The organism is Acinetobacter pecorum (assembly GCF_014837015.1).
In the GTDB taxonomy this organism is placed as follows: domain Bacteria; phylum Pseudomonadota; class Gammaproteobacteria; order Pseudomonadales; family Moraxellaceae; genus Acinetobacter; species Acinetobacter pecorum.
Genome location: NZ_JACSPT010000001.1, coordinates 151104 through 171613 on the forward strand (window position 1 = coordinate 151104; position 20510 = coordinate 171613).

Here is a 20510-nt window from a genome sequence, read left to right on the forward strand (position 1 = left end):
GCAACTCTAATAATAGAACATAAAGGTTGAACTATGGAAAACACTGGAATCTGGGTGACGGTGGTCATCATCATTTTCGTTATAGGGTCGATTTTCGGATTGCGCGTGAGTCCGCGAGAAAAAGCCTTGGGACTGATGCGTGACAAAGCCCGTAAAATGGGTCTGCATCCACGTTTGGTAGTGGCACCAGACTGGACCAAAATCCCGAAGGCGACTGAAAGCCGTGCCAGTATGGTTGCGTACTACAGTGTGTTGATGCCGGAAGCCCGTTTGCCCCTGATGCGCGCCCGTGTTGTCGATAATAAACTCGAAATTGTGCAGGGTGATGAGAAATTTAAAGATTTTCCCATTGCATTAAAAGGCATTTATGCTATTGATATGCAGGCCAACTGTGTCGGCATGTATTGGGATGAAGAATCTGACCTTAGAGCAACACAACTTGATGACATCAAGGCACTGTTACATGCTTTGGCTGAACTTTAATTTAGAAATAAACAGGATTAACGGTTAATTATGGCGAACGCTCCTCGGTCCACATCAAAAAGCAGCACAGCGAAGTCTCCCGACGCTGGAAGTAAGCGTGCCCTAGTGATTGTGGAGTCGCCTGCAAAAGCGAAAACAATCAATAAGTACCTTGGTCCGAACTACATCGTAAAATCATCGGTGGGTCATGTACGTGACTTGCCGACAGGCGGTTCTGTAAAATCGACAGAGAAAAAGCCGGCGACACGTACCAAACTGACAGATGCAGAAAAAGCTGAAAAATCACAACTGGCCCTGATTAACCGCATGGGGGTTGATCCGGAACATGACTGGAAAGCCAAATACGAAGTCCTCCCTGGCAAAGAACATGTGGTTGCCGAACTGAAGAAACTGGCATCGCAAGTCGATGAAGTCTATCTGGCAACGGATATGGACAGGGAAGGGGAAGCGATTGCCTGGCATTTAAAAGAAGTCATCGGTGGTGATGATTCGCGTTATCAGCGTGTAGTGTTTAACGAAATCACCAAAAATGCCATTCAGGATGCCTTCAAGCATCCTGCACGTCTGGATACCAACAAAGTCAATGCGCAGCAGGCACGCCGCTTCCTCGACCGCGTGGTGGGCTTTATGATTTCGCCATTGCTGTGGGAAAAAATTGCCCGCGGCTTATCGGCAGGCCGGGTACAGTCGGTTGCTGTGAAACTGGTGGTAGAGCGTGAACGTGAAATTCGTGCCTTTATTCCTGAAGAATACTGGCAGGTATTTGCTGATACCAAGACGAAAAAAGATGAGATTCGTCTTGAAGCAGTCAAGCAAAATGGCAAGACGCTCAAACTGCGCAACAAAGATGAAACTGATGCGCTTTTAAACCTGATCAAAGATGCCGAATACAAAGTCATCAGTCGTGAAGATAAACCGACCAAGGTCAATCCAAGCGCACCGTATATCACTTCAACCTTGCAACAGGCCGCCAGCACTCGCTTGGGCTTCTCGGTGAAGAAAACCATGATGCTGGCGCAGCGTTTGTATGAAGCCGGTTTTATTACCTATATGCGTACCGACTCCACCTTCTTGAGTGACGATGCAGTCAATATGGTACGTGGTCATATCGAAGCCGAGTTTGGTGAAAAATATTTACCTGCCAAGCCGAACCGTTATGGCAATAAAGCCGGTGCGCAAGAAGCGCATGAAGCCATTCGTCCATCGAATGTCGCACTCAAAGGCGATAGTCTTGCCGGTGTAGAACGTGATGCGCAGCGTCTGTATGACCTGATCTGGCGTCAGTTTGTGGCCTGCCAGATGACACCTGCAGAATATTTATCATCAACGATTTTAGTGGATGCTAATGGGGTAGAACTCAAAGCCAAAGGTCGTACCTTGGTGTTTGACGGTTTCACTAAAGTACGTGGTCAGAACAAGTCGGATGATGATGTGCTGTTGCCTGCTGTGAAAGTGGGTGAAGTATTAAAGCTTGAAAAGCTCGATCCTTCTCAGCATTTTACCAAGCCACCGGCACGTTTTACCGAAGCCTCACTGGTGAAAGAACTCGAGAAGAAAGGCATTGGCCGTCCATCGACCTATGCTGCGATTATCTCGACCATTCAGGATCGCGGTTATGTGAAACTGGACAATCGTCGTCTCTATGCCGAGAAGATGGGCGAGATCGTGACGGATCGTCTGGATGAAAGCTTTAACAACCTGATGAACTATGACTTTACCGCAGACCTTGAAGGTCAGCTCGATAAAGTCGCAGATGGTGAACGTAACTGGAAAGAGCTGTTAGACAGCTTCTACGGCGACTTCAAGCAGCGTTTGACTACGGCACAGGGTGAAAACGGCATGCGCCGCAATCAGCCTGTGGAAGTCGATGCGGTACATTGTAAGGAATGTGACCGTCCGATGCAGATCCGTACCGGAACAACGGGTGTATTCCTGGGTTGTTCGGGTTATAACCTGCCACCCAAAGAACGTTGTAAAGGCACGCTAAACCTGACTCCGGTTGAATCTCTGGCAGCTTTGTCAGATGATGATGCGGCAGAAACTGCAGACCTGATGTCAAAAAAACGTTGTCCAGTCTGTGGCACTGCAATGGACAGCTATGTGATTGATGGCGGTCGTAAACTGCATATCTGCGGAAACAACCCGGATTGTGATGGTTATGAGCTGGAAGAAGGCGAGTTCAAGATCAAGGGCTATGATGGTCCGAGCATTCCATGTGATAAATGTGATGGTGAAATGCAGCTGAAGACGGGTCGTTTTGGTCCATACTTTGCCTGCACCAGCTGTGAGAATACCCGTAAAGTTCTGAAAAATGGTCAGCCTGCGCCACCACGCGTTGATCCGATCAAGATGGAACATCTGCGTTCTACCAAGCATGACGATTTCTTTGTGCTGCGTGATGGTGCAGCCGGTTTATTCCTGGCAGCAAGCAAGTTTCCGAAAGTCCGTGAAACCCGGGCACCGAAAGTGGCAGAATTGCGTACCGTGGCCGACCAGCTCGATCCGAAATACCAGTTTATCTTGCAGGCACCGGATGTTGATCCTGAAGGGAATCCAACGCTGGTGAAATTTAGCCGTAAGAACCAGTCACAATATATTGGTTCAGAAAATGCTGAAGGCAAGCAGACCAAATGGTCTCTGGTTTATCAGGACGGAAAATGGGTGGAAGCCTAAACTTCAAGATTGAAAAATGCTGACGAAAGTCGGCATTTTTTATGTCAGAATCATTTATAGAAAAAATTAAAAATAATATTTTGGGGTAAATGTGGATATTCAGACCAAAAAGTTTGCTGTATTAATTGATGCCGATAATTCTTCCATCAATGCCATTTCATCGGTATTGGAAGAAGTCGCGAAATATGGCATTGCCAGTGTCAAACGTGTGTATGGGGACTGGAGCAGCGAAACTTTAAAGAAATGGCGAGATGTGCTACTTCCACTTGCTATTACTCCGGTACAACAATTCGCCTATACCAAGGGTAAAGATGCCACGGATATGATCCTGATTATTGATGCCATGGACTTGTTATATGCAGGTGCTTTGGATGGTTTCTGTATCGTCTCCAGTGATAGTGATTTCACCCCTTTAGCATCAAGAATCCGTGAAAATGGCTTAAGTGTATATGGTTTTGGAAAGAAAACGACTCCAGAAGCCTTTAAAAAAGCATGTGATAAGTTTATTTATGTGGAAAACTTAATTGCAGACATTGACATCAAGCAGCAGGAAGAGGATGAACTCGCTAATACTTCCCCGAAGAAAGGAATAAGCTCTGACAAATCTTTAGACCATAAGATGGTGACTCCAACTAAGGAAAATTCAAATCTTCCTGAAGGGATGGACCGAGCTACGCTGAATCTGATTTATAAAGCTGTAAAAGATAATGCGGATGAAAATGGTTGGGCGAATTTAAGTATGGTCGGACAGTATATCAGTGCAGTAAAACCTGATTTTGACTCTCGTAATTATGGTCGTGCCAAATTATCAGGTTTAATTAAAACTCTAAATCTTTTTGAAACCAAGATTGAAATGAGCCAGATGTATTTAAGAAAAATAAAAAAACAGAGCGTGTAATTGCCATGTGGAAAAAGATTCGGATTCTGATTTTATTAATCATCTTGTTGATTGTTGCAGTCAATGCCTATCGGGACCAAAATCAGAACTGGTCCAAACCGGTTATGGTGTTGCTACATCCGATTAATGCCGATGGATTACCGACCACACAGCAATATATCCAGCAACTGTCGGGTCAAGATCTGAATGGGGCCAGGGAATATCTGGAAAAAGCAGCACAGCAATATCGTGGTCAGCCAACTTATTTTTATTTTAATTTAGGCCGTGAACTTAACGCTTTACCGCCGAAAGTCCCTGAGCAGGCCTCACTCATCGATACCGTTTTATGGAGTTTGAAATTCCGTTTTTATGCCTGGAAACAGCATGAAAGTGCTGACGGTTCACCTAGTGTGACTTTATATTTAAATTATTATGATTCTGCACAAACCAAGCAATTAAAGCATTCAACTGCCTTGCAAAAAGGCCGGATTGGATCAGTCAATTTATTTGCCTCCAAAAAACAGGCTGAACAGAATAAAATTGTCTTGGTACATGAGTTGCTGCATGCTTTTGGGGCCTCGGACAAATATGATTTAGCGACAGGACAGCCGCTTTACCCGGTGGGTTATGCATTTCCAGATCAGCAACCTTTGTTTCCGCAAGCCAAAGCAGAGCTGATGGCAGGTCATATTCCCACTTCTCAAACGACCAGCAAAATGCCAGATGCTTTAGAGCAGACATTAATTAATGCAATCACAGCCATTGAACTTGGGTGGAAAGAATAACAACCTCCTTGTCACTGACCCCATAGCTGTTGCCAGCTTGAAGTCATGACATGAAAGCTGCATTTTTTATACAGTATGGTCAATTAAATCACTTAAGATAAATTAAACGAACAGCATCAAGAAGAATAAAAATGAAAACAGTAGGTAATGACCTTGTATTCGATTCCTTACATCGAAACCGGAAATGGTATCTGGCCTTTGGTATCTTGCTGGTTATTTTTGGTTTGATCTTAATGGCGACCTTACCTGTGGCAACCTTATCTGCAGTATTTATTTTCGGCGTACTGATGATGGTCGGTGGGGTCTTACATATTATCGCATCCTTCAAGATTTTTGAGGGCGGTATGCGCTGGTTCTGGGCCTTATTTGGCCTGCTGTATTTAATTGCCGGATATTTTGCTTTTACCACGCCCGTGCAAACCGCGATCGTTCTAACCAATGTTTTGGCCATTATCCTGATTATTGCAGGAGTCATCCGCTTGATAAATGCCTTTGTATTCCGGCCAACGGCGGGATGGGGCTGGATCCTGTTTTCCGGCATACTTACCCTTCTGGCCGGAATCATGATCTTGCGAACACCAGATGCTCCGTTCTGGGTGTTGGGCTTGTTTCTAGCCGTTGATATTTTATTTCAGGGTATTAACTACCTGATGCTTGCTTCCTATATTCGCCGTGAGGTTCCGAAAAGTTCATCTAAGGTTTAATCCTTTGTTTTAAGAGCGTTATATACACTCTTTTTGATACTGTAGAGATACCAAAAAGAGTGATCGTCTCTATGTCAAAAATCTTTGTTCTTGCACCAGATGCCTTTAAAGAAAGTATGAGTGCTCAACAGGCCTGTCAGGCCATGCAGCGGGGTATCCAGAAAGTCATTCCGGATGCCTGGATCATACAGGTACCGATGGCTGATGGTGGTGAAGGAACTGTCGATGCGCTAATTTCAAGCCTAAGGGGCCAGCAAATCCCATGCGAAGTGACCGGGCCACTGTCTGAACAACGTATCCATACCTATTGGGGGTTAATGGATGCAGGTCAAACCGCCGTGATTGAAATGGCCAAGGCCAATGGCATTCATTTATTACCACCTTCACAGCGTAATCCGATGCTCACGTCAACCTATGGCACAGGAGAGATGATTAAACAGGCATTGGAGCGGGGAGTGAAAAAAATCATCATTGGACTGGGTGGCAGTATTACCAATGATGCGGGTGCAGGGATGGCTCAGGCACTGGGTGTGCGGTTTTTAAATTATGTAGGTGAGTCAATTCAGGTCTGTGGTGGAAACTTAGATCTGGTCAAATCAATGGATTTATCTGGACTGGATCCACGTTTAGCAGATACTGAAATAATCATTGCATCAGATGTCAATAATCAACTGTGTGGACCACATGGTGCATCAATAATCTTTGGACCGCAGAAAGGTGCAACGCCGGAAATGGTCAAGCAGCTGGATCAAAACCTCGGTCATTTTGCCGATGTAGCCGCTGGGCAGATTGGCCCTGATCATCGTCATGTTGCAGGTACGGGTGCAGCCGGTGGACTGGGTTTTGGTTTAATGGTATTCACCGCTGCCTCTATTCGTTCCGGGGTGGAACTGATGATTGATCAGGTTCAACTGAGCGAGAAAATTGCTCAGGCAGATTATGTCCTGACCGGTGAAGGTAAAATTGATAGTCAAACATCTTTGGGCAAAACCCCTTTTGGGGTGGCACAGCTCGCCAGGCAATTTAATAAACCGGTAATTGCTTTTGCGGGTCTAGTCGGTGAAGGAATTGAGAATCTGTTTGAGTCAGGATTTAGCCAGATTATTGGTATTAATCCACCAGATTGTCCTTTAGAAGAAGCCTTAAAAAATGCAGAAATGAACTTGGAGAAAGCTGTCGCTGAGATAGTCAAAAATCTTTTGATAGAGTGAAAGTATTTCACTCTCATGCAATCCAGCACGCCCTGTCGTCAGCTAATATCAAATCAAGAAATAAAATTGGCGACAGTTTCAGGTCAACTGAAAAGCCATAATTCTGGAAGCGATCTGTTAAACTACATACATCCACAAAATGATGAGTGAAAATGAGTTTAGCCACCCTGATTGATGAATTAAACCCTCAGCAAAAACAAGCAGCCACCACAGAAGCAAAACACAGTTTGGTGCTGGCCGGGGCAGGTTGTGGCAAAACCAAGACCATCGTGGCACGCGCAGCTTACTTGATTGAACAGGGCGTGCCTGCCAACCAGATTCAGATTCTGACCTTTACCCGCCGGGCTGCCAGTGAAATTGTGGCGCGTGTCGAACTGGCACTTGGTGAAGAAGCCAAGGGACTGCGGGCCTCGACCTTTCATACCTTCTGTATGTATCTGCTGCGCCGTATTCCGAAAGCTTTTGGTCTGGAACAGTTTTCGATTATTGATCGTGATGATCAGCTGATGATGTTCCGCCTGATTCGCGGCCGTGATGACAAGAAAAACCCCAATCATTTGCCTAAGCCTCAGGAATTATGTGATTTATATTCCTTTGCACGGAATACCCGGCAAAAACTCAGTCTGGCATTAGAAAAACAGATGCCGGAATATCTGGCCTTAAAGGACCAGATTGCCGAAATCATGAAAGAATATGAAGCACGTAAGCTGGCACGCAGCTTTCTGGATTATGATGACATCCTAGCGGTAGTTGCCACGGCGCTGGCTCAGTCCGAAGGTCTGGTCGATTATGTGGCTTCAATCTGTCGACATATGCTAGTTGATGAAATGCAGGATACCAATCCATTGCAATGGGCTTTGCTGGAGCCACTCAAAGACCGGATCAGCCTGTTCTGTGTCGGTGATGATGCGCAATCGATTTATGGCTTTCGTGGTGCAGACTTTGAAAATATTCACCATTTCAAAGAGCGTGTGCCAGATGCGCAGATTTTTAAATTAGAAAAAAACTACCGCTCGACCCAGGAAATTCTGGATCTGTCCAACTGGCTGCTCGATCAGTCTGAAATCAAATATGACAAACGTCTGGAAGCGTATCGCGGAGAAGGTGTAAAGCCGCGTATGCATATCTTCCCGAATGAGTTTGATGAAGCCAAATGGATCGCGATTGATATTAAAGAACGTCATTATCTGCAAGGCAGTAAGTGGGGCGAGCATATGGTGCTGGTTCGTTCCAGCTTTGCCGCACGGCATATTGAAGCGGCTTGTATCGCGGCCAATGTGCCGTATCGCTTTATTGGTGGCATGAAGCTGCTGGAAACGGCGCATGTCAAAGATTTGCTCAGCATGCTGCGGGTGGTCGCCAATCCATTGGATGATATTGCCTGGATGCGTTTCTTAACCCTGTGGAATGGTGTAGGTGATGTGGGTGCCAGCAAGCTGTCACAGCAGCTATTGGCTGAACTTGAAATGGATCAGATTGCAAAGAAATTAGAACAGTTTGGCAAGATACCGCGAGAAACCATTCTGATTATGCAGCAGATGAATGTGCTCAAAGGCGAAGTGCAAGCCTGTGTCGGTCTTGCGATTCAGGCGATTGAATCTCAACTGGCGGAAAACTATAAAAAGGACTGGTCACGTCGCCAGAGTGATTTTGAACTGGTGAAACAGCTGGCCTCGAAGCATTCGCAGCTGAGTGAATTTTTAGAGGAATATGTGCTGGATCCGGTGTCAATTTCGGAAATTGAACGCCAGTCGGACCATGATGTGGTGACCTTAATCACCATTCACTCGGCAAAAGGCACCGAACAAAATGTTTGCTATGTGGCCAATGTCACGCCAGGCAATTACCCGCATGCACGTGCCCAAGGTGATTTTGATGATGTCGAAGAAGAGCGCCGTGTGCTGTATGTGGCATTGACCCGGGCAAAAAATGAATTGATTCTGACCAAACAGAACCTGAATCATTGGGCGCGGGAAACGGTCGATGAGCACGGGCGTAAAGTCGAAAGCTATTTCCTGAATGATCTCACCCGGCAGTTATGCACCACGGAAACCCATTACAAAACCCGGCAGCAAACCGTCAAAAGTGCCTTGATTGAACGCAAGTCGATTAATTTAGATTTTGGCATTGATCTCGATTAAACTATAGCAAAGTGGTTTCATACAAAAAGTAGAGTAGGCGCGTGCTTTTTGATATTTTTTGCCTATCTTCTTAAGGTTAACAGATGAAAATTTTAGTTCGCAATTTAGAACGTACAGTGACAGAAGCTGAATTGCTCAAGTTATTTCAAGACTACGGCACCGTAGAAACCTGTACTTTGGTGCTCGATGCAGCAACAGGTAAATCAAAAGGTTTTGCTTTTGTAGAAATGCCGCATGGCCGTGAAGCAGTGAAAGCCATTAAAGGCCTGAACACTTTGCGCTTGCACGGACATGGGATCCGCGTGAAAGCCGCAGAAGACAAGCCTCAGGCTTAAACTAAAAAAGGAGCACTTGATAGCTCCTTTTTTATGGCTGAAATTTAGTATATTCGTTCCTACTCGGTGAGTTCAATGCTCTGAATTTCAGTACTGGCCTGATTCAGTCTAAACATCTTTTGATTGCGAAATGCAGGCGAACCTTTTACTTTATAAAAGCCAAAATTTGTTTTAAACCTTAGGAAATCTCGATGACCCGTGTTGCTCGCTATCATGCGGACCGTACCAATCAAAAACTGTATTTTGCCCGTCTTTCCTGCCAGCAGGCCGAGCAAACCGAACATGTACAACAGGCTCAGGCTCAACGTGAGGCAACTGTATTTCATTTGCATGGTGCCTTGTTAGCATTTTTACAGGAACTGGTGCGTTATTATCGCCTGAATGATCCTAATCCAACCCTGAAATCAATTGAAGAACTGATGGCGGCCAAAGGCCAGATTTCGCCAGAAGTGGCTGTGCTGCAACATTTGTCCAAAAGCGGTTTCATTGCTGAACTGAAGCGCGCCTACCGTTTATGCCAATATGCGCCGGAACCAAGTACACCAGAACCTGAAGACGAAACCTCTTCAAATCTCATCATTAAAGTCACACAGTCTCCACAAGCATGGTTACCTGATACTGCTATATTGAGAGAATGGCATCGTGACCTAACACAATTAATTGATGGGTTTCGTAATGAGATGATTGAATTTTAATCGGATCAGCTGTGCTTGCTGTACTTGAAATTACAATTTTTAACCCTATATCAATTACTCTAATGATGCAAAGTGCACTCGGCTCTTTGCCACCATGTTGAACATGGAGGATATATGTCTATAGAACAGTTGAAAGACTTATTTGGTAATCAAGACGCGATTTTAGAACTCGTTCAACTTGAAGGTGGCGCATTGGCGTTACGCAATGCAGGATCACATAAACAGCCTTTGGTGATGATTCAGTTTAATGACGAGGTGAAAGCTCTACTTGGAGAGCAGACTCCCGTTGTTGCACAGCAGATGATTCAGGCGGCCCTATATGGATTGCTGGAACAGCAGGTTAATGAATGGCAGGCTGAAATCGTGGATGAAGAGCCAAAGTATATGAGTTAATCGTTGAAACCTAGAGTAAAAAGCACACAATCCGTGTGCTTTTTTGGTTTTATAGGATATGGGGGATACAGATTGGCAAGTATAAGAAAGACCTTTATTTAAATATGAAGATGAAAAAATCAGTATTTAAAGATTTAGGGCGTGAGCAAGCTAAAAACATTGGACTGATAAAATCTTTGGCTCATGGATATATGCATGCTCATAAAAAAGTTGCCTGATCTGGCAACTTTTTTATGAGCATTTATTCAAAGAAAAACTTTAATGAGATGGGGTATGCTGATGTGCGATCTCAATCTGGTTCAAAATATGATTACTCATATTTTTTGCCATTTCTTCTTTGGCATAATACACCGCACCAATATTATCACGACGGATCGCTTCAGCTTCTTCCTTGCTTTCTGCACAGACCAATACCTGAATTTTCGGATTCAAGGTCTTGGCAATGTCTACAATTTTATGAATATCAATGATATCCATAGGGGAAATGACCAGTAAGCGCGCATGCTGAATATGCGCCTGAATCAGTACTCCTGCTTCAGTGGCAACACCGGAAACAGCCGCAATACCTTTTTCACGCAGGTTTTCTACGATGTCACGGTTTTCTTCGGCAATCACCACCTTGATGTTCTCTTCCATCAATGACCGGGTAATACGCCGCCCAACCTCACCATGGCCAATAATCACCACCTGATCGCGCAAATAATCTTGTGAAACTTCATCGGGTAACATCGCCAGCGGGTCACCACTGCGTTCCAGTAAGCGGGCCAAAGTTGAGCGCTCCCGGATCCATTTTTGTACGGGTTCAATCGCAGAAAAAACGAAAGAGTTGAGGGTGATTGAAATCAAGGCACCTGCCAGAATCAGGTTTTGTCCCTCTAACGATAGCAGGTTAAGGGATACACCGAGTGCAGCCAGAATAAAGGAGAACTCACCAATCTGTGCCAGCGAAGCGCCGACGGTCAAGGCTGTATTGATCGGATAACGAAAGAACAGTACCAGTGCCATGGCTGCAATGGTCTTACCAATCATGATAATGCCCACTACTGCCAGTACATGTAAGGGCTGTTCCAGCAGGATACGCGGATCAAACAGCATGCCGACAGAGACAAAGAATAAAATCGAGAAAATTTCACGCAGTGGCAAAGTTTCCTCTTCGGCGCGATGACTGAAATCAGACTCTTTTACCACCATACCGGCAAAAAACGCACCCAGAGCCATAGAAACGCCAAAAATCTTGTAAGCGCCGAAGGCGATAGAAACAGCAGCAGCCACCACGGTTAAGGTGAACAGCTCACGTGAACCAAGACGTGCCACTACCTGTATGATCATTGGAATCAAGCGCTTACCAATAATCAGCATGAAGGCAATAAAGCCTGCGACTTTAAGTAGGGTAATGCCTAAGGTGAGCCAGATATTTTCATCGCTTGCACCTTCCAGGGCCTGACCACCGAGTAGCACTGCAGTCGCAGGTAACAAGACCAGCGCCAATACCATCACCAGATCTTCGACCAGTAACCAGCCAACTGCAATTCGGCCATTGATCGAATCCAGCAGGCCACGATCTCCGAGCGCTTTGAGTAGAACCACGGTACTGGCACAGGACAGGCTTAAGCCAAAGACCAGTGCTGAGCCAAAGTTCCAGCCCCACAGCATTGAGACACCTACCCCGAGTAGGGTAGCGACAGCAATCTGTAAAATTGCACCAGGCAGGGCAATCCGGCGTACCTGCATCAGATCGTTCAGAGAGAAATGCATCCCGACACCAAACATCAGGAACATGACGCCTAGTTCTGCCAACTGGTTGGCCAGATGAATATCACCGACCACACCCGGCGTATGAGGACTAATCAGCACACCGGCAATCAAATAGCCGATCAAAGGGGGAAGACGCAGTCGTGCTGCGAGATAGCCAAAGACTAAAGCTAAGCCAAAACCAACAGCGAGTAATATAATGAGCTCTACATCATGTGGCACTAAATACTCCTTTAGTTAGGTTTATTGGGAAATAAGCACAAAAAATGCCAAAACATTCAGAAAGTTTATCAAGCCGGATAAAAAAAGTGCAAAAAAAACGACCTGAAAAGGCCGCTTTTTTAAAGAAACTAAAATTATTTGATTTTAGCTTCTTTGAAGATTACGTGTTGACGGATTTTTGGATCAAATTTTTTGATTTCCATTTTTTCCGGCATAGTACGTTTGTTCTTAGTCGTGGTATAGAAATAACCTGTACCAGCTGAAGAAACTAAGCGAATTTTATCACGCATGGTTCAGACTCCTTAGATCTTTTGACCTTGAGCACGCAGGTCAGCAACAACCTTTTCAATGCCCAATTTGTCGATAATACGCATACCTTTAGTGGTTAAACGAAGACGTACAAAACGTTTTTCGCTTTCTAACCAGAAACGGTGGTGGTGCAGGTTCGGCTCGAACCGGCGCTTAGTTTTGTTGTTGGCGTGTGAGACGTTGTTACCAACGACTGGACGCTTGCCGGTAACTTGGCAAACCTTAGACATGGTGTAACTCCATTGATTTAGCCAACAGCAAATCTGTATGGCCAGTCAAAAATAAACGGATTGAAATCATTCAAGGGGCGTTTTATATCAAAAATGCGCTTAAAAGACAAGCGATTTCCGTCAAAACGCGGCACGAACTATATCGATAGCTCATGCCTTGATCATTTAGCGGAGAAGGGTCTTCGAAATCAGCTTGTGAATCGGTTTATTGAACGGCGGCAGAATGTATTTCAAGCTATACAGCTTTGGATTCGACATTACTGAGCGTTCATGCGACAAACTGAAGAAGCCCTCTGGACCGTGGTATTTACCCATACCTGATGCACCGACACCCCCAAATGGTAAGTCGTCCTGTGCAACATGGGTCAGTACCGTATTTTGCCCAAAATGCCCTGAATGGGTACGCTGTGCGACATAATCAGCACGCGCCTGATCAAAGTCGAAGTAGTATAAAGCAAGTGGACGCGGACGGCTATTAATAAAGTCGATGACATCATCAATTTGATCATATTCCATGATTGGAAGCAGTGGGCCAAAGATTTCATGCTGCATGATCTGCATCATTGGAGTGACATTGGTCACGATGGTCGGTGCAATCTTGCGCAGATCAGCCGAATTTTCACTGCGCGGATTAATTTCAATGATTTGCGCACCCTGCTCGCGTGCATCATCCAGATAACCTTGCAGACGGTTATATTGTTTGTCATTGATAATCGAAGTGTAATCCTGGTTATGGGTGATATCCGGATACATGCTTTCTACGCAAGCCTTAAAATGATCAATAAATTCAGCCGTCTTGCCACGTGGCAGGAACATATAGTCGGGTGCCACACAGGTCTGGCCCGCATTCCAGAGCTTGCCAACGGCGACACGCTGAGCCACATCACGCAGATCAATGGATGGATGCACCAGTACCGGTGATTTACCGCCGAGTTCCAGAATCACTGGCACCAGATTTTCGGCAGCCGCCGCCATCACGGTTTTACCGACTGCCGTCGAGCCGGTGAAAATTAACTTATCGAACGGCAAACGGCAGAATGCATCCGAGATGACACCGCCACCATTCACCACCGCGACCAATTCTTTCGGGAAGGCTTCGGCCAGGGCTTTTTCCAGCACTGCACCAAAGGCAGCCGATGCACTGGAAATCTTGATCATGGCATGGTTGCCTGCAGCCAGAGCGCAGATCAGCGGACCGATAGACAGCAGCAGCGGATAATTCCACGGTGCAATAATTCCGACTACGCCCAAAGGCTGATATTGTACCCAGGCTTTGGCTGGCTGGTGAATAATGCCGACATGACGCTTGGAGGGTTTCATCCAGCGGGTCAGGTTTTTACTGTAATATTTGACATGTTCCAGACAGGTGAGCAGTTCACCAATTTTGGTTTCCCCGATCGAACGGTTACCATAGTCCTGATTAATTGCTTCAGCAAATTGATCTTGATACTTAACTAAGATACGCTTAAGCCGAGCTAAACGATCGATACGTTCCTTTGCAGTTGGCAGAGGGTAGTGTAAGTAAGCGTGTTTTTGTTGTGCCAAGACTTCATTGAGGTACTGGCTATCAAAGAAATGTGGTGTCATTGATGTTGTTTTTGTGTGACTGTTCATGCCGCACTACCATATTCAAAAATCGATTAATTAATTTTTAGAGCAAATACTCTAATTAGTCAAGTGACTTTGTGTGTTAGCCTGCTAATGCACGAACTGAATGGTTATTTTAGGATGTCTCAAACCAAAACCTTAAAAACTAAAGAGCGTATCTTGCAGCTTAGTTTGCAGCTGTTTAATGAGCGTGGCGAACGGTCCGTCACCACCAATCACATTGCGGCTGAACTCGGCATGAGCCCAGGTAACCTGTATTATCATTTCCGCAATAAAAATGAAATTATTAAAGAATTGATGGAACAGTACCAGCAGCAAACGCTGGAGATGCTGGCCTTACCAGATGACCGTGCGCTGGACGCCAATGACAAGGTGCATTACTTTCAGGTACTGAGTAGTCAGCTATGGGCTTATCGTTTCCTGCATCGGGATGTGTATCATCTGGTAGAAAATAACGAAGATTTTCGCAAGTTGTATCCCCGCTTTGCCGGACAGGTGATGCAGCAGGGCCAGAAAATCTATAAAGGCTTTGTCAATGCAGGCCTGATGGAAATGACCGATTCAGAAATTGAAGCCCTGATCATCAACCTGTGGATTGTACTGACCAACTGGACCAACTTCCTGTATATGTCAGGCCATCTGACCGATTCCAATACGCTGGAAGAAAAATGGGTCTGGCAGGCACTGCGCCAGATGGTATTCCTGGAAGGGGCCTATTTGCGTGGCGAAAGTCGTCAAACCTATGAAGGTTTATTGAATAGTCTGGGCTCTTCCGAACTTTTTGCCAGCCTGTCGGCTGCTAAAGACGCTGAATCTGAACAAACTATTCAGAATATCCAAGAAACGCGCTAGAATACTCGGCTTATTTTTTAATTTAACTGATTAGTGACTTAAACCAACATGAATATGACGACTGCTAACACCGCACGTTTATTGATTACTTGTGAAGACAAGCCGGGCATCGTGCAGGCTGTTTCAAGCTTCTTGTATCATCAAGGTGCTAACATTACTGCGCTTGACCAATATGCGACAGCAGCGCAGGGCGGACGTTATTTCATGCGCGTTGAATTTGAATTAGATAATCTTCAAAGTCGCAAAGAAAGCATTATCCAGACTTTTGCAGCGAATGTAGCGGAACGCTATAGCATGCAATGGCGTCTGGCTCTGGTCAGTGATGTGAAGAAAGTCGGTATTCTGGTGTCCAAGGTTGATCATGCCTTGCTGGAACTGTTATGGCGTCATGCACGTGGTGGTTTACCTTGTGAAATTACCAAAGTGGTATCGAATCACGAGACCTTACGCGAAGCAGTTGAAAACTTTGGTATTCCATTTGAAGTGGTGCCAGTAACCAAAGACAACAAGCGTGAGGCTTATGAAGAAATTGACCAGTTGATGCAGGGCAATGACCTGTTGGTACTGGCGCGTTATATGCAGATTCTGGATGAAGAGTTTGTCAGCAAGTGGGAAATGAAAGTGATCAATATCCACCATTCATTCCTGCCAGCTTTCGTGGGTGCCAATCCGTACAAGCAGGCTTATGACAAGGGTGTCAAACTGATTGGTGCAACTGCCCACTATGTGACAGCTGATCTGGATCAGGGACCAATCATCGAGCAGGATGTGGAGCGCGTGAACCATGACTTTACTGTTGAACAGTTACGTGAACTGGGTCAGGATGTAGAGCGTAATGTATTGGCCCGTGCGGTCAGATGGCATCTGGAAGACCGTATTATTGTCGATGGTAACAAGACTGTCGTGTTCCAATAAGACTTGCATTGGATTTTAAAAAGGCATACTTTTAGTGTGCCTTTTTTTTGTTTTGATGCAAAAAAAATCAGTCAAAGCTAAGATTAGCAGTTGCAAATGAAAACACTTCTCATTTATTATTGGCATACTTTAATTGTGCTAACCGATGAGCTTGATAGTTTGTTTCATGTCTTCTCCTCAAGGTAATAGATTTAATGAGTCAAGTTGCTGCGCCCCAAATGCCTACACCGCCGAATCAGATGAAAAAGAAAGTCATCTCTATCGTTGCGGCTGTACTGGTTGGGCATGTGGGAGTGTTATATGCGATCAGCCAGATGAAAGCGCCTGAACTGACACCCATTGATAAGCAGCCCTTAAAAGTGCGCTTTGTCAAACTTCAGGAAGTACCGAAACCTTTACCGCCAAAGCCAAAGGCCGAGCCACAAAAAGAGCCACCTAAGCCTAAAAAAGAAGTCAAAATTGTAGAAAAACCGCTGCCACCGCCACCCAAAAAAGTAGAAAAAATTGAACAGGTGAAAAAGGTGGAAGCGCCTAAAGTAGTTACAGCACCGCCAGTTGAAGCAAAACCGACTCCGGCTCCGGTAGTGCCGGCCGTGGTCACTGAAACTAAAGTAAAACCGGCACCCGCTCCAGTTGCACCACCTGCACCTGTGGCGCCGCCTGCACCTGCTGCACCGCCATCACCGAAAAGTGTATCGATTGGCGGAGGTGTCTCTTGGCAGCGTTCACCGAAAGTTTCATTATCTTCGAGTGAATTAAAATCAGCCTGTTCGCTGGTAGTGGACGTGGCAGCAAATGAACAGGGCAAAGTAGTCTCCGCGACTGCACGAAACTCAGATTGTAGCCCGGCAGTAACGCGCAAAGTAGAAGCAGCGGTACGTCGTGCACAACTCACCAAATATGTTGAAAATGGTGTGGCTTATCCAACCCGTGTGGAACAGCCTTTCGATTTTCAGGTTAAATAACGGCTAACCCATTAGGAGTTCGAATATGAACTTTTCAGTTTATTGGCAACACGCTGATGCAGTCAGTAAAACGCTGTATTTCGTGTTATTGGCAATGTCGATTGCGACATGGACCATTTTTGTGCTGCGTTTGATGGGCACTCGCCAATTGAAACAGATTGCCTATGCTCAGTTATCTCAGGCATTGGAACAACTGAAAAACAAACTGGCTCCTTTGGGCTTTGAACAGCGTAAGGCAGTGGCAGAACAGGCGCTGTTACGCCAGATTTCAGCAGAAAAAGCCAATGCCGAAAAAGGTGTATCGGTTCTGGGTACAATTGCCTCAATTTCACCGTTCGTTGGCTTATTCGGTACGGTATGGGGAATTTTCCATGCGCTGGTTGCGGTTGGTAAAAGTGGTCAGGCTGGCCTGGCACAAGTAGCAACCCCAGTCGGTGAAGCCTTGATTATGACCGGCTTGGGTCTAGCTGTCGCGATTCCTGCGGTACTGGCGTATAACATCTGTGTGCGTATGAATCGTGGCCTAGCACATGAACTGCAAGATCAGGCGCATGGTCTGTTAATTGATACCATGCTGCAACAGGAATCTGCTGCAAAAAAATCTGATGCGCAGATCACGCAACAAAGTTTCGTGGGAGGTCAAGCTTAATGGCTTTTCAACTGGGTGAAGACAACGATGTAGGCATGAATGAGATGAACCTCATTCCACTCATCGACATTATGTTGGTATTGATGATCATCTTCCTGGTGACAGCGACCGTTGCGAACCCGTCAATTCCATTAACCTTGCCACAAACCACTGCGGAAATTATCGATCTGCCGCCTGAAAATGTCACCATTAGTATCAATGCAGAAGGTGACATTGCCTGGAATGGCGATGTACTGACGTTAGAGCAGCTTGAAACCCGCTTCAATGAAGCCGGACAGTCTGAACGTCAGCCGACGATTGTGCTGAAAGCAGATAAAGAATCACGTTATGATACGGTGGCGCAAGTCATGTCGCGCGCGAGTGGAGCCGGACTCAGCGATATTGCTTTTGCAACTGATAACTAAGATTTAGTGAGTAAAAAAAGCGACTAATGGCAGTCGCTTTTTTTATGCCTATTTTTCATGAAACTTAATGAGTTTTTAACAAAGTTGTAAACTTGCTGCGTAATTTGTTCAATTTTGGCGGAATGGCAAAATTGCAATAGCCTTGAGTGGGATTCTTGGCAAAGAAGTTCTGATGATATTCTTCTGCAGGGTAAAAAGTCGGGGCAGGGCTGAGTTCAGTCACGATATTGATGCCATCGGCTTTCAGGGCATCAATCGCCTGCTGTGCCTGTTGTTGTTGCTCATCATTCAGATAAAAAATCACAGAACGATATTGGGTGCCAACGTCATTGCCCTGACGGTTCAAGGTTGTTGGATCATGGGTTGCAAAAAATACATCAAGTAACTGTGTATAACTGATCTGGTTTTCATCGAAATCGATCAGAATCACTTCAGCATGTCCGGTTTCACCCTCGCACACGTCATCATAATTGGGATTAGTTGTATGACCACCTGCATAGCCACTTAGAACCCGCTGAACTCCCTGGATTTGTAAAAATACCGCCTCGGTACACCAAAAGCATCCACCACCGAAAAGTGCTTGTTGCATGGTTGATTCCTCATTCAATTGAAATAGGCTGATGGTTTAATTCTAGCCCACCAGTATGAAAGATAAAAAAGCCTGTAAATGCAGGCTTTTTGTAGGAGGCTTATTAGCGTGGCTGAACCGCACTTTCCAGCTGGATTAACAAGTTGCCATGTCGATCCAACAGTTTCAATGTTTTTCCATATACTTGATAATGCGTCACTTTGCTTAAAGCTTCATTAAATTTTTGATCTAGCTGACCATTATTCATACAGGCCATGCGTGTAGTGGCCATTTGACTCAGATTCAAGGTGTCTTTACCCGCTGTATAGCTGCCCATGATCCGGTTACAGCCATCAGAACCTGAAACACGCTGGGTGCTGGCATCAAATTGCAGGCTTGGAATATTGCTTGCTGCTGGTACTGTCTTGATTTCAGTATTGCCAATCTGGGTAGCGATCCAAGTGCGATTTTGCAAAAGTTGTAAATGATTCGCGGTTTGTGTGGTGGCGGTAGATGGGACAGTTTCACAACCCATGACCGTTAAAACCGAACCTAAAATGGCGATGGCAGTTAATTTTTTTAGCATGAGAGATACCCTGATCATAGATTAGCCATTTGTATCTAAACAAAAAAATGATCAAGGTTCCAGTTGATTTTGTATCTTTATTGAAGTGGGTATTACTATAGAGTTATCGCATGTCTGGTTTTGGCAGGCCCTGCCGGATCAGATGTGAATAGTCCTGACTGGACAGCTCGGCGGTCTGTTTCACCCGTGGATTAACGTGTGCCCGCTGATACCAGGTATGCATATCCCAGGACTGATCCAGTACTTTCAGATCATAAAGATAGTTCGGTAAATAGCCGGAGGCAAGTAACCGATAATCTGAGGGCAATTGTTGTTGAGAAACTGCCTGCACCATATCAAAGACCAGCGTAGTACAGTTACTGGTCAGGGTGTTGTACCATTTCGGCTGTTTGGCCAGTTCATCGACCTGATGGAGATATTCCACAAATAATGCTTTGGCTTGAGCTTGTGGCATCTTTACTGGAAAGAAATAGACCTGTTCGCCGCGGACATTGCTGCGAGTATATATAATATCCTTTTCGTCCGATGCCACCAGACTCAGTTCATATTTTCGGAAAAAGCCACCTATCGCTGAAAAATTCTCATTCTTCTCCTTGCGGATTTCAATTGAAAAGGTGAGTGGTTTTTGATTGGCAAAATCGAAGCTGACCAGAGTATGAGCAATTTTTGGTCCCATCCAGTAAGACGTGATGATATTCACTCCGGTAATCTGGTTCAGATCAAAACTGCGGCTTTCCCAGCGCGCAGTATAGCGGCCATCCGGTTGCCAAGCGAAATTACGGATATTGTGCAGGGTGACCAGATTGCTTCGCTGTTCATAGGAGAGCAGCCTGGAAACTTCAGGGTTCCAGTCACGATCCTGACGTGGCTCCATGCTGAAGTAAGCCAACAAGCTGAACAGAAAGGCCAGCAGATAGAGTACGGTATCCACCTGGCGGGAAATCAGATGCCGAGTAAAATAAATTCCGAGAACAACCAGTGCAAATGCGAGCCAAAGACCTATCAGAATTATGCTGCCAATTTTACCCAAAGGCTGTTGTACCCAGAGCATCAGGCTTAACCACAAGCTTGAACACAGGACAAATAAACTAAACAGACTGCCGAGTAACCACAGGCTCCAATGCTTTTCCGGTTTTTTGCGTCCTTGCATGCT

22 protein-coding genes are annotated in these 20510 nt (G+C 45.4%); 15 read left to right on the forward strand and 7 right to left on the reverse strand.

The window, feature by feature from the left end; genetic code table 11:
* The first annotated feature begins 33 nt into the window (after window positions 1–33).
* The 10 genes from H9629_RS00660 to H9629_RS00705 all read left to right on the forward strand — a co-directional run bounded on the left by H9629_RS00660 (window position 34) and on the right by H9629_RS00705 (window position 10297).
* Entirely contained in the window at window positions 34–483 is a 450-nt protein-coding gene (locus H9629_RS00660) for an ammonium transporter (RefSeq protein ID WP_144724526.1), read from the forward strand.
* Between the two features lie 30 nt (window positions 484–513).
* Window positions 514–3156: a type I DNA topoisomerase gene (topA, locus tag H9629_RS00665; protein WP_191730350.1), complete on the forward strand. Its 2643-nt coding sequence runs from the start codon at window positions 514–516 to the stop codon at window positions 3154–3156.
* Between the two features lie 91 nt (window positions 3157–3247).
* Window positions 3248–4054: an NYN domain-containing protein gene (locus H9629_RS00670; protein WP_191730351.1), complete on the forward strand. Its 807-nt coding sequence runs from the start codon at window positions 3248–3250 to the stop codon at window positions 4052–4054.
* Window positions 4055–4059: 5 nt separating this feature from the next.
* Window positions 4060–4818: a hypothetical protein gene (locus tag H9629_RS00675; RefSeq protein ID WP_191730352.1), complete on the forward strand. Its 759-nt coding sequence runs from the start codon at window positions 4060–4062 to the stop codon at window positions 4816–4818.
* A gap of 131 nt (window positions 4819–4949) precedes the next feature.
* Window positions 4950–5522 carry an HdeD family acid-resistance protein gene (locus H9629_RS00680; RefSeq protein WP_064094854.1) on the forward strand — a complete coding sequence of 191 codons (573 nt, stop codon included), beginning with the start codon at window positions 4950–4952 and terminating at the stop codon, window positions 5520–5522.
* A gap of 71 nt (window positions 5523–5593) precedes the next feature.
* Window positions 5594–6733, forward strand: coding sequence for a glycerate kinase (locus H9629_RS00685; protein WP_191730353.1), 1140 nt, complete (start codon window positions 5594–5596; stop codon window positions 6731–6733).
* Window positions 6734–6885: 152 nt separating this feature from the next.
* A complete protein-coding gene (locus tag H9629_RS00690; RefSeq protein ID WP_191730354.1) occupies window positions 6886–8874 on the forward strand; it encodes an ATP-dependent helicase in 1989 nt (662 codons plus the stop codon).
* An 83-nt stretch (window positions 8875–8957) separates the two neighbouring features.
* On the forward strand, window positions 8958–9209 hold the full coding sequence (locus tag H9629_RS00695; protein ID WP_191730355.1) for an RNA recognition motif domain-containing protein: 252 nt from the start codon (window positions 8958–8960) through the stop codon (window positions 9207–9209).
* A 191-nt stretch (window positions 9210–9400) separates the two neighbouring features.
* Window positions 9401–9904, forward strand: a complete 504-nt coding sequence (locus H9629_RS00700; RefSeq protein WP_138743125.1) for a DUF6586 family protein — start codon at window positions 9401–9403, stop codon at window positions 9902–9904.
* A 114-nt stretch (window positions 9905–10018) separates the two neighbouring features.
* On the forward strand, window positions 10019–10297 hold the full coding sequence (locus H9629_RS00705) for a hypothetical protein (RefSeq protein ID WP_191730356.1): 279 nt from the start codon (window positions 10019–10021) through the stop codon (window positions 10295–10297).
* A 258-nt stretch (window positions 10298–10555) separates the two neighbouring features.
* On the opposite strand, the gene H9629_RS00710 is transcribed toward H9629_RS00705, so the two are convergent.
* The 4 genes from H9629_RS00710 to H9629_RS00725 form a co-directional block, all read right to left on the reverse strand.
* Window positions 10556–12271, reverse strand: coding sequence for a cation:proton antiporter (locus tag H9629_RS00710; protein ID WP_191730357.1), 1716 nt, complete (start codon window positions 12269–12271; stop codon window positions 10556–10558).
* Between the two features lie 134 nt (window positions 12272–12405).
* Complete coding sequence (rpmG, locus tag H9629_RS00715) at window positions 12406–12561, reverse strand: 50S ribosomal protein L33 (RefSeq protein ID WP_001205031.1); 156 nt, start codon at window positions 12559–12561, stop codon at window positions 12406–12408.
* Window positions 12562–12573: 12 nt separating this feature from the next.
* The gene (rpmB, locus tag H9629_RS00720; protein WP_000048256.1) at window positions 12574–12810 is read right to left on the reverse strand and encodes a 50S ribosomal protein L28; all 237 of its coding nucleotides are present in this window, start codon (window positions 12808–12810) and stop codon (window positions 12574–12576) included.
* A 165-nt stretch (window positions 12811–12975) separates the two neighbouring features.
* Window positions 12976–14424: a coniferyl aldehyde dehydrogenase gene (locus H9629_RS00725; RefSeq protein WP_191730358.1), complete on the reverse strand. Its 1449-nt coding sequence runs from the start codon at window positions 14422–14424 to the stop codon at window positions 12976–12978.
* Window positions 14425–14538: 114 nt separating this feature from the next.
* Between H9629_RS00725 and H9629_RS00730 the strand changes: the two genes are divergently transcribed.
* The 5 genes from H9629_RS00730 (at window position 14539) to H9629_RS00750 (ending at window position 18203) form a co-directional block, all read left to right on the forward strand.
* Window positions 14539–15270 (forward strand): TetR/AcrR family transcriptional regulator, encoded by a 732-nt coding sequence (locus H9629_RS00730; RefSeq protein ID WP_064094846.1) that lies wholly within the window; start codon window positions 14539–14541, stop codon window positions 15268–15270.
* 48 nt (window positions 15271–15318) lie between these two features.
* Window positions 15319–16185: a formyltetrahydrofolate deformylase gene (purU, locus tag H9629_RS00735; protein ID WP_064094845.1), complete on the forward strand. Its 867-nt coding sequence runs from the start codon at window positions 15319–15321 to the stop codon at window positions 16183–16185.
* Between the two features lie 194 nt (window positions 16186–16379).
* Window positions 16380–17150, forward strand: coding sequence for a TonB-dependent receptor (locus tag H9629_RS00740; RefSeq protein ID WP_191730359.1), 771 nt, complete (start codon window positions 16380–16382; stop codon window positions 17148–17150).
* Between the two features lie 25 nt (window positions 17151–17175).
* The gene (locus tag H9629_RS00745; RefSeq protein ID WP_144724535.1) at window positions 17176–17799 is read left to right on the forward strand and encodes a MotA/TolQ/ExbB proton channel family protein; all 624 of its coding nucleotides are present in this window, start codon (window positions 17176–17178) and stop codon (window positions 17797–17799) included.
* Entirely contained in the window at window positions 17799–18203 is a 405-nt protein-coding gene (locus H9629_RS00750) for an ExbD/TolR family protein (protein WP_144724536.1), read from the forward strand. Before H9629_RS00745 ends, H9629_RS00750 begins: the two co-directional genes overlap by 1 nt.
* Before the next feature lie 64 nt (window positions 18204–18267).
* On the opposite strand, the gene msrA is transcribed toward H9629_RS00750, so the two are convergent.
* The 3 genes from msrA to H9629_RS00765 all read right to left on the reverse strand — a co-directional run bounded on the left by msrA (window position 18268) and on the right by H9629_RS00765 (window position 20507).
* Window positions 18268–18792: a peptide-methionine (S)-S-oxide reductase MsrA gene (gene msrA / locus H9629_RS00755; protein ID WP_191730360.1), complete on the reverse strand. Its 525-nt coding sequence runs from the start codon at window positions 18790–18792 to the stop codon at window positions 18268–18270.
* Window positions 18793–18895: 103 nt separating this feature from the next.
* On the reverse strand, window positions 18896–19357 hold the full coding sequence (locus tag H9629_RS00760; protein WP_064102240.1) for an META domain-containing protein: 462 nt from the start codon (window positions 19355–19357) through the stop codon (window positions 18896–18898).
* Between the two features lie 103 nt (window positions 19358–19460).
* Window positions 19461–20507: an Lnb N-terminal periplasmic domain-containing protein gene (locus H9629_RS00765; RefSeq protein ID WP_064102241.1), complete on the reverse strand. Its 1047-nt coding sequence runs from the start codon at window positions 20505–20507 to the stop codon at window positions 19461–19463.
* Window positions 20508–20510 lie beyond the last annotated feature (3 nt).

What these genes read in the sequence shown, in the direction of transcription:
- H9629_RS00750 (WP_144724536.1), top strand. Translation starts at nt 17,799, where the DNA reads ATGGCTTTTCAACTGGGTGAAGACAACGATGTAGGCATGAATGAGATG.
- rpmG (WP_001205031.1), bottom strand. Translation starts at nt 12,561, where the DNA reads ATGCGTGATAAAATTCGCTTAGTTTCTTCAGCTGGTACAGGTTATTTC.
- topA (WP_191730350.1), top strand. Translation starts at nt 514, where the DNA reads ATGGCGAACGCTCCTCGGTCCACATCAAAAAGCAGCACAGCGAAGTCT.
- H9629_RS00760 (WP_064102240.1), bottom strand. Translation starts at nt 19,357, where the DNA reads ATGCTAAAAAAATTAACTGCCATCGCCATTTTAGGTTCGGTTTTAACG.
- H9629_RS00765 (WP_064102241.1), bottom strand. Translation starts at nt 20,507, where the DNA reads ATGCAAGGACGCAAAAAACCGGAAAAGCATTGGAGCCTGTGGTTACTC.
- H9629_RS00745 (WP_144724535.1), top strand. Translation starts at nt 17,176, where the DNA reads ATGAACTTTTCAGTTTATTGGCAACACGCTGATGCAGTCAGTAAAACG.
- purU (WP_064094845.1), top strand. Translation starts at nt 15,319, where the DNA reads ATGAATATGACGACTGCTAACACCGCACGTTTATTGATTACTTGTGAA.
- H9629_RS00725 (WP_191730358.1), bottom strand. Translation starts at nt 14,424, where the DNA reads ATGAACAGTCACACAAAAACAACATCAATGACACCACATTTCTTTGAT.
- rpmB (WP_000048256.1), bottom strand. Translation starts at nt 12,810, where the DNA reads ATGTCTAAGGTTTGCCAAGTTACCGGCAAGCGTCCAGTCGTTGGTAAC.
- H9629_RS00700 (WP_138743125.1), top strand. Translation starts at nt 9,401, where the DNA reads ATGACCCGTGTTGCTCGCTATCATGCGGACCGTACCAATCAAAAACTG.
- H9629_RS00685 (WP_191730353.1), top strand. Translation starts at nt 5,594, where the DNA reads ATGTCAAAAATCTTTGTTCTTGCACCAGATGCCTTTAAAGAAAGTATG.
- H9629_RS00660 (WP_144724526.1), top strand. Translation starts at nt 34, where the DNA reads ATGGAAAACACTGGAATCTGGGTGACGGTGGTCATCATCATTTTCGTT.
- H9629_RS00705 (WP_191730356.1), top strand. Translation starts at nt 10,019, where the DNA reads ATGTCTATAGAACAGTTGAAAGACTTATTTGGTAATCAAGACGCGATT.
- H9629_RS00675 (WP_191730352.1), top strand. Translation starts at nt 4,060, where the DNA reads ATGTGGAAAAAGATTCGGATTCTGATTTTATTAATCATCTTGTTGATT.
- msrA (WP_191730360.1), bottom strand. Translation starts at nt 18,792, where the DNA reads ATGCAACAAGCACTTTTCGGTGGTGGATGCTTTTGGTGTACCGAGGCG.
- H9629_RS00695 (WP_191730355.1), top strand. Translation starts at nt 8,958, where the DNA reads ATGAAAATTTTAGTTCGCAATTTAGAACGTACAGTGACAGAAGCTGAA.
- H9629_RS00740 (WP_191730359.1), top strand. Translation starts at nt 16,380, where the DNA reads ATGAGTCAAGTTGCTGCGCCCCAAATGCCTACACCGCCGAATCAGATG.
- H9629_RS00680 (WP_064094854.1), top strand. Translation starts at nt 4,950, where the DNA reads ATGAAAACAGTAGGTAATGACCTTGTATTCGATTCCTTACATCGAAAC.
- H9629_RS00690 (WP_191730354.1), top strand. Translation starts at nt 6,886, where the DNA reads ATGAGTTTAGCCACCCTGATTGATGAATTAAACCCTCAGCAAAAACAA.
- H9629_RS00730 (WP_064094846.1), top strand. Translation starts at nt 14,539, where the DNA reads ATGTCTCAAACCAAAACCTTAAAAACTAAAGAGCGTATCTTGCAGCTT.